Consider the following 8,673-nt stretch of genomic DNA (forward strand, 5'->3'; position numbering starts at 1 on the left):
TTTTTCTTGCCATTGACACACCACATCTTCTCTGTGTTCCCTAGTTTACTTGAATATCTGACCCTCTCTAGCAAGTTTTGCCGCTCTAGTTTTTTTTCAGCGCAGCCTTCTAAAACTGTGTTATTCAGGATGAAAGTTGCTGAGTAAGGATACTGTTTGTCAGACATTCCATCGCTACAAGTACTTTCTTTCTTAATAATTAACATACTGTTGGGTTTACCCTGCAATCGGTAAACTCTTACTATGTCTGCGGTACGCCCTGCGGCTTTGATTGGTGTAACATAAGGAAAAGTTTGCTTTTTTGTATCTGGCGAAGAGTACACAATTCCGCTTTTGCTTACAGTTACATTCCAAAACGGTTCAGTACCTACGCTAGTAAATTCATCAATTTTAGTGTTATTTTGAGCTATTAAAGGTGGTGCGTCATTGGCGAAACTGGAATTAGCAGTTAATAAGATTGCACCAAATCCGAGTATAATCACATAGCTAATACCATTTGGGATTTGAGATTTGTTGCTATGCAAGCGTTTCAACAATCCATTTGTCACAATCATTTTTTTAAGTGGTATAATTTTATTTTTCATGTTTTAATTTTCAGATGAAATATGTTTATTTTGCGTCTTTGTAGATAAAGGTTAACTTTTAATCGCACCTCTAACTAAAATCACCGTACTCTCTACATTGGATGCGATCGCTTCCGGAATATTGCCTTTAACCGCTTGCTGTAACAATCCTTCTCGCGAAGCACCTAAAACCACTACATCATAACCTTCGGTTTTTACTAAGTTAATTATTCCTTCCGAAACCGATTCCGCTTTCACAGGTTCAGCGGTAACAGTGCTAGATAACTTACGACGACGAATCAACTGACGAATTGATTGTTCTAAAACTGTCATATCTGGTTTTAACTCAGATGGCTTAAATACCCGCGTCAAGCGAATTTTCGGATCTTTCCCCAATGTGACTAACGCAGGTAGCAATTTAATCGCTAATAAAGCATTCGGACCACCTGCCATTGGTACTAACCAGCGGTTGAAGCGAGGAGTGGGGGAGGGGGAGAGGGGGGGAGACAAGGGAGACAAGGGAGAGGGGGGAGACAAGGGAGACAAGGGAGAGGGGGGAGACAAGGGAGAAATTTTTCCAAGTCGTCCCTTTAGTCCCCCATGTCCCCCTTGTCCCCCTTGTCCCCCTTGTCTCCTTGGAGTCTCAACACTCGCAGCCAACTTCACCAGCAACAAATCGCAGGTAGCTTGCTTAATTAGGGTATCGACAACACTACCAAAAATCTTACCTGGGGTAGATGTATTTCCTTTCCATCCCATTAAAAGTATGTCTATATGTTGTTCGTTGATAGTTTCTAAAATTGCTTGGGCTGCATCGTGGGCTGCGCGAATCTGTGTATGTAAGGGAATTTCCCACTTTTTCGCCATGACTTCGGCTTGTCTTAGCAAGCGACGACTTTTTGCAGTTCTGACTGTTGTTTCTGATGGGGAACTGTGGCGGGATACTAAAATAACTTGGATGCATTCTATTTCATAATGGCGATCGCGGGCAATTGAGAAAGCCATTTCTAATAAAGTTGCTGCTGTTTCCGGATTAGCGATCGGTACTAATAATTTACCTCTGCCGATGCTGGGCGATCGCGTTTGATAGACTACATAAGAAGGTTCAAGTTGCGGTCCTGGCGATGCATTTTTACAATTAAGATGATCTGCTTCGGCACGAATTATATCTGCACGGGTAATAATCCCAATCAACCTTCGTCCTTGGACTACCGGCAAGCGACTGATTTTATAACGGTCTAGTAAATACAGTACATTACTTAAGTTATGGGTGGGTGATACTGTCACCGGACTGCTAGTCATGATTTCCTTTAAAGGAATATCATTTGCGAGATTGCGATCGCCTATTTTGAGTAAATCTGATTGCGTAACAATTCCGACTAACTTATTTTCTTCTACCACCGGGAAACCACGATGATGAGAACGGGCAAATGCCTGCATTGCTTCTTCTAAAGTTGTCTCTGCTTCTAGAGTTTCCACTCGTTCCTGCATTACTTGTTTTGCAGTTAACTGTGTCAATATTCCTTCACTAGAAGCTTGTCTATTAATGGTTATGCCATTTATAAACAGAAGTTTATCATACAATGACCCAGGCATAACCTTGTCAGCAACTAAGTAAGATGTTACAGAAACAATCATTAAAGGTAGCACCAGATTGAAATCTGTAGTCATCTCAAATACAATCACAATTGCTGTAATTGGTACTTTAGAAACCGCGCTGAAAAATCCTCCCATTCCCGCTAGTGCATAAGTTGTCGGAGAACCTCCACCTAAAAGTTGGAACTCGCTTACACCGACTAAATAGCCTAAGGTAGAACCTAAGATGAGACTGGGTGCGAATAAACCTCCCGGCGCTCCGGAACCAAATGCAATCAAAGTTAAGATAAACTGAGCTACAAAGGCGATCGCTGCCCATGAAGCATTGGCATTTCCAGTAATTATCTGCTCCCTTAACCCAGTATTATCACGGAAATACGCTGGCAGTATTGCCATGATAATTCCGGAAACCAAACCAGCTAACGCCACCCGCAACGGTAAGCTGATGTGCAGACTGCGATAAAATTTTATACTTGCAATCAAACCGCGATTAAATACCGCACCTAGCAACCCTGCAAAAATTCCCAACAGTACGAAAAAGGGAATTTCCGGAATCGAGAAGCTGGTAGAATACTTTATCGATTCTAGGTTAAGTAGCAAACTGCCACCACCCAACAGTCGAGAAATGACTCCACCAATAAACGAAGCGATGATGGCGGTTCCCAGAGTCATTCCCGATAAATCTTGAAGTAACTCCTCGACAATAAATAATACCCCAGCAATGGGAGCGTTGAAAGCTGCTGCCAAACCTGCACCCGCACCTGCCGCAATCATTTGACGGCGATGATCTGGAGAAGTGGGAACCAAGCGACTCATTCCCGCAGCCAAACCCGCACCTAATTGGACGGTAGGTCCTTGTCGTCCCAAAGTTATTCCCGAACCTAAAGCAATAATTGCACTAATTAACTTGACACCTGCCACGCGCCATGATAATTTCATTGGTACATTCGCAAGCGAAGCTTTAACTTGAGGAATACCACTACCAGAAGCCTCAGGTGCAAACCTTTCCACTAAAAATCCAGCGAGAAAGCCAAAAGTCACACCAACTGCTGGTAATACGAACCACGCAGGAAAAACATGGGACGTATGAACTCGCCATGTCCCTAACCATCCCGATCCGAATTTCAGAAATACAGCAGATAAAGCAGCGACGACACCAATCAAACAAGCTTCGGCGATCGCTAAACCTCTTCTAGGTTGCCAAAAACGGCGAAACCGCTGATTAAGAACAGCAAGCGACATAAAATTAAAGATTTAAATTAGAAAACACCCATTGGTCAATTGAAGAGGGGGAAAGGGAAAAGGGGAAAGGGGAAAGGGGTTTTTAAGAGGGGGAAGGGGGAAAGGGGAAAGGGAGTGGAGTCATTTAAAATCAGTCAAATTATTTTAAAATATTTCTTCCTTTTCCCTTTACCCTTTAACCTTTGACCCAAATTAAAAAAGCCCAATTTTTCAAGTTTTTCTCCCAGTGGTAGAAAGTCCATCTACTATCAGAGACGGAGTATAACAAGAACCATTCCAATCGGCATCCCCACCAAGTAAAACCACTTGTTTAAGAGCAGTATAGACATTACCTGCAACCATAGTATCTTTAACCCGCCCAATTACTTGACCTTTTTGGACGCGGTAGCCCAAATCAATATTGATAGAAAAGTCGCCAGAAATGCCGTTACCACCGCCCAACATTTGATCTACAATCAAGCCATTATCCAACTTTTGAATCAAATCTTGTAGCGAAGCTGAACCAGGCTCGATTAAGAAATTAAATAAACCAGGGGTAGGATAGCTACCTAAATCAGGGCGAAAACCATTACCAGTGCTAAGAGTACCTAATTGATGTCCGATAGTGCGATCGCCATAAAAATTTTGCAAAACTCCATTTTGGATAAACACCAAAAGCTGAGTCGGTGTACCTTCATCATCAAAAGGACAGCTGTAAGGTCCGGCAACTGGGTCTTGGTATAAAGTTAAAGTTGGTGCCATTACTGGTTTACCAATCCGGTCAGCCCAAGGAGAAGTTTTTTCCAGCACTCGTTTACCATTTAAAGCAGCTTGCACAGTACCCCAAAGCATATCAGCGGCTTTAGAAGTAAATAATACTGGAACGCGACCGTTAGGAGGTGAAACATTTTTTTTTGCCCAAATCAACCGTTGTAAAATTTGGTTAGCTACTTTCTCAGGATGTAAATCACCCCGCTGAGTTTGACCATCAGCGACACTCAAAAAATCATCGCCCCTAACCCATTCAGCTTCTACATAAGAATTAAGAGTTGTATCGGTGTAGTAACAATCTAAACCTTTAGTGTTGACAAGTCTGGTAGTTTCCACATCGCATTCCCACTCAGCCGTACAGAGAACATCTGGGTAAGCATCGCGAATGAGAGCGATCGCTTCAGATCCCCAGCTTACCAACACCTCTATCGGCACATCTTCCCCCAAGTTTGGGTAAGAAGACTGAGACTTGCTATTTAATTCTACAGGTTCCGGTTGATTTAATTGACTTAGAGACAGCGCCCGTTCCACCATTGCCGCAGCGGTGACAGAACCGTAAGCCACTGTTAGTCCCGGACACCCATTCCGCCACAACCGCAGTGCTGTACCTTCAGCTTGATTGGTTTCTAGCTGTTTTAGACGATTTGCCTCAAAAAACACAGGTCGAGAAAGCGATCGCGACTGATACACCTCAGCCGCTTCTGCCCCCGACTTGATAGCTAGTTCCAACAACTGTTCTGCTAGTGTATCTTGTGACAAATTTTCAGAACCCATGACCCTTGATGATTTTTGGATTGGGAATTGGGAATGGGTAATTGGTAATTGGTAATTGGACATTGGTAATTGGTCATTCCCCACTCCCCACTCCCCACTCCCCACTCCCCATTCCCAATTCCCTAACTAAATTTACGGCAAATTGACCTCTTGCAACAGCCAGAAGCCAGCAAAAGATTCGGCTTGGCGATCAAACTGCACGCCAATAAAATGAACTCCGTTAGCTTTTTGCTTTGCTTCTTCAAAAGCTTTGGCTTCTGCTATAGTTTGCGGATTTTTCATATTCGCCAAAATCCAGCTTTCAGTCGCACCAGTTTCTAAAATTAATCTCGTCCCTTTATTTGTGTCAAGTCTCAACCAAGCCAACTCCAAACCAGACATCCAACCCGCTAAAGGTAACGCTCTTGGTGAGAAAATTAACACACCAGGAATGCGGGCTGACGGTGACAAATTCGCAAATTCTATCGGGAAAGATTCACCAAAGCCGATTTCCCACTCATGCATTTCCGCAAAATCCGCACCTTGCAAGGTAACAAATATCCATTGCTGTCCTTCCAAAGCATCTGGTAAACGTTGAGGTAAGGGACTTTCCAAACGCACCGAAGCATTAGTTCCCTCTTGATACCCAGGTTCTTGAGGATACACCTGTTCCATCCGCTGTTGCAGCCATTGATTAAGCATCAAAGTGCGACGGCTAGCTTGAGCCGGAATGCCCACATCCTGGCAAGCTTTAGTTATCATATTATTCATTTGCCGCCGGAAAAAGCGGATTTTCAGCGGTGCTTCTCCAGCTTGATTGATTGCTTCTTGCAAAGCTGTCCGCAACCAACCTGAGTTTACCTGCGTACTGGGGCAATACTGAGCATAGCGAAATAAAGAATCAGCTTTTGTGTGCGTATCCAAAGGACTCTCGCACACCAACACCTCCCAAATCTTTTTGTTGTTTTCGTCCAAAATCGGACGGGAGTAATAATCGAGTTCCCAAATACTGCCCATGTTATGCCGTTTAAGTCTGGCGACTTCATATTTTTTCTTATATTTTCATGATATAAGGCGTTGGTTGTTCGTTTTGCTTATTCCTAAAGTTATTCTCGTAGTAAGCGATTTATCGCTTTTAATGGGCACGCGCATTGCCCACTACGTGTCACAGTTGCGTAAGTCCTATATCTCATAGCGCTTTTTCCACACCTTGTGGATGATGACGATTTTCATTTATATTTATTAAACTTTTAGAGACATCAGCACAAATATGTATAGCAATATCTGTGTCAAACTAAAATGAAATTACCTGAACTAGATTTAGAAACGATTGACAGAGTTATCGAAATGGCATGGGAAGATAGAACGCCATTTGAAGCAATTGAAAAACAATTTGGTTTAGAGGAACAACAGGTTATTACCCTCATGCGTCGGGAAATGAAGCCATCCAGCTTTCGCATGTGGCGCGAACGTGTTGAAGGACGCAATACTAAGCATTTGCACAAGCGAGAATTTGTGGCTGGTCGATTTAAGTCAGATAATCAAAAAACTTAAGCTTGCGCTTCTCATGTTTCCCTATTATTTAGCAAACAACCTCGTCATCAGCTTGACAATAAAAAGCGTCATCGTCATGGATGCCAAAAGTTTCGCCACCTAGCATAGCGATATAATTAGCTTCACAAAGGATGCACTTGGGTGTAGAAATTAGCAGCCAAGTTATAGGTTTTCGCCAATTGATTGATTATTGGTGCGTTGGGATTACCGATAATCTGGTCGTAAGACTTGTTTTCTTCAATAATAACAAAAATATGTTGGTATTTAGGAATCGCTTTATCTTCCTTGGTGGGGACTAAAGCAGAAGAGTGCTATATTTTCCGTGATAGTCTGTTTTGCATCTTTAGTTTTGGATGAGCAAGCTAGAGCGCAACAACTTAAACTAAATACACGCTCGTCCCAGAATAATATTTTTCGGTGTTGGGCGCATATCAATAACGTGGTATATTTGTTGAGAAATTTACTTTTATGACCCTTCCAAGTGACCAAGCTACATCTACAAGTAACCGGATTCCAAGAACTTCATTCAGAATTTATATCTAAACAGTCTAACATTGGTACTTACAGTATTAATGGACTGAATATCATTGCCCTATCGAATGTATATCATCCAGAACCACAATCCAGCACTTTGTTTTTCTTGAAAGCTATTCTAAAAAAATATCAACACCTAAATAACAAGAAAGGACGGCTGCTGGAGTTAGGGTGTGGTACAGGTCTTATTGGACTATGTTGTAGTGAATATGTAGAAGAATTGTACCTTTCTGACATAGACGAAAATGCTGTATTTTGCACCCAGATTAATGCATTCCTAAATTACATGCAGCCAAACATATACCATTCCAACCTCTTCGAGTCCTTACCTGATATCTTATTTGATGTTATCATTTTTAATTTACCTTTGTTAGATAAAAAGATTGAAACGCTCGCAGAAGTGGCAACTAACGATTTAGATGGTCAAATATTCATTAATTTTATCAAACAAGTTCCTAAATACCTTACCCCCAAAGGAGAAGTATTTTTTAGTTATTCCAATTTGGGAAATTTAGAACTTCTGAAGATAATTCCCGAATGCTTTATCGTTGAAAAAATCGCAAATGATGAAGATAAAAAAACCGGAATAGCCAGATATGTTTTTCACCTGAAAATGAAGTAAATATGTTTTTCACAAGTCTAAGTGTGAAAAATTTTATTTCTTTTTATGAAAAAAATTAGAGAATAAGGAGTACAGTAATTAATGTCAGGATACAAGCTAAACGAAGTAGAACTACAAAATGCAATCTCCAATCTGCCTGGTTGGACAGTAAAAGAAGGCAAATTGCACAAAGAATATAAGTTTAGTTCCTTTGCCGAAGCAATGGGTTGGATGGTTAGCGTCGCTATCTACACCGAGAAAATAGGGCATCACCCCATATGGTTGAACATTTACAACTTGGTTCAAGTTGATCTGATGACCTACGATCTAGGTAATGTCATCAGTAACCTGGACGTAGAACTGGCTAAGAAAATGGACGAATTAAGTAAGTCAGTGTGAATAAATACAACGCAATAAGTGAGGAATTCATAAAAGCGATCGCTCCAGTAGTCCTGTTGTTATCTCCATAATAGAAATACACAGCATGTCAAACAAAAAGGTTTTATGTCACTGACGCTTGAAGACTTGGAAAAAATGCAGCAACAGTACCCCGACTATCGCATGGAACTAGTCCAGGGTAATATCATTGTTATGAGTCCATCAGGATATGAGTCTGATGAAGTTGCAGCTGCGATGATCTCCGAGTTAGCCAACTGGGTTAGACCGCGTAAACTCGGACGAGTAACTGCTTCCAGCGCTGGTTTTAGATTACCAAATTCAAACTTACGCGCACCGGATGCATCATTTGTGTTAGCAGAACGCTTGCGTCGCAGTCCCAAAAGTTTTGCTCAATTGGCTCCTGATTTGACGGTTGAAGTGAAGTCACCGAGCGATAAATTAGAGGAACTTCGGGCAAAAATTCAAGAATTTCTCGCGGTGGGAACTAGGGTAGGAATTCTCATCAACCCAGATGAGCGAATTGTTGAAGTTTACTATTCCAGACAAGAAGCGATAATACTTCGTGATGGGGATGTTCTCACGTTTCCCCTGCAACAACCCACGACAAATGTGGACAGCCTTGTTTTGTAGATCCTCGATCCCCCACGACATTTTTGATTGAAGGCTGTCCACATTTGTCTA

At 41.8% G+C, this 8,673-nt stretch carries 7 protein-coding genes and 1 pseudogene; 4 read left to right on the plus strand and 4 right to left on the minus strand.

Annotation, left to right across the window (positions count from 1 at the left end):
- Positions 1 to 89: 89 nt before the first annotated feature.
- The 4 genes and pseudogenes from PI95_RS33645 to PI95_RS33660 all read right to left on the minus strand — a co-directional run.
- Positions 90 to 554, minus strand: a pseudogene (locus PI95_RS33645) (COG3650 family protein); the annotation flags it as partial.
- Positions 555 to 635: 81 nt separating this feature from the next.
- Positions 636 to 3,401: a chloride channel protein gene (locus tag PI95_RS33650; RefSeq protein ID WP_039738599.1), complete on the minus strand. Its 2,766-nt coding sequence runs from the start codon at positions 3,399 to 3,401 to the stop codon at positions 636 to 638.
- Positions 3,402 to 3,611: 210 nt separating this feature from the next.
- A complete protein-coding gene (locus PI95_RS33655; protein ID WP_039738595.1) occupies positions 3,612 to 4,925 on the minus strand; it encodes a TldD/PmbA family protein in 1,314 nt (437 codons plus the stop codon).
- A gap of 132 nt (positions 4,926 to 5,057) precedes the next feature.
- The gene (locus PI95_RS33660; RefSeq protein ID WP_039738593.1) at positions 5,058 to 5,921 is read right to left on the minus strand and encodes a Tab2/Atab2 family RNA-binding protein; all 864 of its coding nucleotides are present in this window, start codon (positions 5,919 to 5,921) and stop codon (positions 5,058 to 5,060) included.
- Between the two features lie 282 nt (positions 5,922 to 6,203).
- On the opposite strand from PI95_RS33660, the gene PI95_RS33665 reads away from it, so the two are divergent.
- The 4 genes from PI95_RS33665 to PI95_RS33680 all read left to right on the plus strand — a co-directional run bounded on the left by PI95_RS33665 (position 6,204) and on the right by PI95_RS33680 (position 8,622).
- Positions 6,204 to 6,458: a TIGR03643 family protein gene (locus tag PI95_RS33665; protein ID WP_039738592.1), complete on the plus strand. Its 255-nt coding sequence runs from the start codon at positions 6,204 to 6,206 to the stop codon at positions 6,456 to 6,458.
- A gap of 481 nt (positions 6,459 to 6,939) precedes the next feature.
- Positions 6,940 to 7,614, plus strand: coding sequence for a methyltransferase (locus tag PI95_RS33670; RefSeq protein WP_052324719.1), 675 nt, complete (start codon positions 6,940 to 6,942; stop codon positions 7,612 to 7,614).
- A gap of 81 nt (positions 7,615 to 7,695) precedes the next feature.
- Positions 7,696 to 7,992 (plus strand): 4a-hydroxytetrahydrobiopterin dehydratase, encoded by a 297-nt coding sequence (locus PI95_RS33675; RefSeq protein WP_039738591.1) that lies wholly within the window; start codon positions 7,696 to 7,698, stop codon positions 7,990 to 7,992.
- A 105-nt stretch (positions 7,993 to 8,097) separates the two neighbouring features.
- The gene (locus tag PI95_RS33680) at positions 8,098 to 8,622 is read left to right on the plus strand and encodes a Uma2 family endonuclease (RefSeq protein WP_052324718.1); all 525 of its coding nucleotides are present in this window, start codon (positions 8,098 to 8,100) and stop codon (positions 8,620 to 8,622) included.
- Positions 8,623 to 8,673 lie beyond the last annotated feature (51 nt).

The sequence above is a fragment of the Hassallia byssoidea VB512170 genome (assembly GCF_000817785.2).
Taxonomy (GTDB): Bacteria; Cyanobacteriota; Cyanobacteriia; order Cyanobacteriales; family Nostocaceae; genus Hassallia; species Hassallia carrinoi.

What these genes read in the sequence shown, in the direction of transcription:
- PI95_RS33650 (WP_039738599.1), bottom strand. Translation starts at nt 3,401, where the DNA reads ATGTCGCTTGCTGTTCTTAATCAGCGGTTTCGCCGTTTTTGGCAACCT.
- PI95_RS33660 (WP_039738593.1), bottom strand. Translation starts at nt 5,921, where the DNA reads ATGGGCAGTATTTGGGAACTCGATTATTACTCCCGTCCGATTTTGGAC.
- PI95_RS33665 (WP_039738592.1), top strand. Translation starts at nt 6,204, where the DNA reads ATGAAATTACCTGAACTAGATTTAGAAACGATTGACAGAGTTATCGAA.
- PI95_RS33680 (WP_052324718.1), top strand. Translation starts at nt 8,098, where the DNA reads ATGTCACTGACGCTTGAAGACTTGGAAAAAATGCAGCAACAGTACCCC.
- PI95_RS33655 (WP_039738595.1), bottom strand. Translation starts at nt 4,925, where the DNA reads ATGGGTTCTGAAAATTTGTCACAAGATACACTAGCAGAACAGTTGTTG.
- PI95_RS33675 (WP_039738591.1), top strand. Translation starts at nt 7,696, where the DNA reads ATGTCAGGATACAAGCTAAACGAAGTAGAACTACAAAATGCAATCTCC.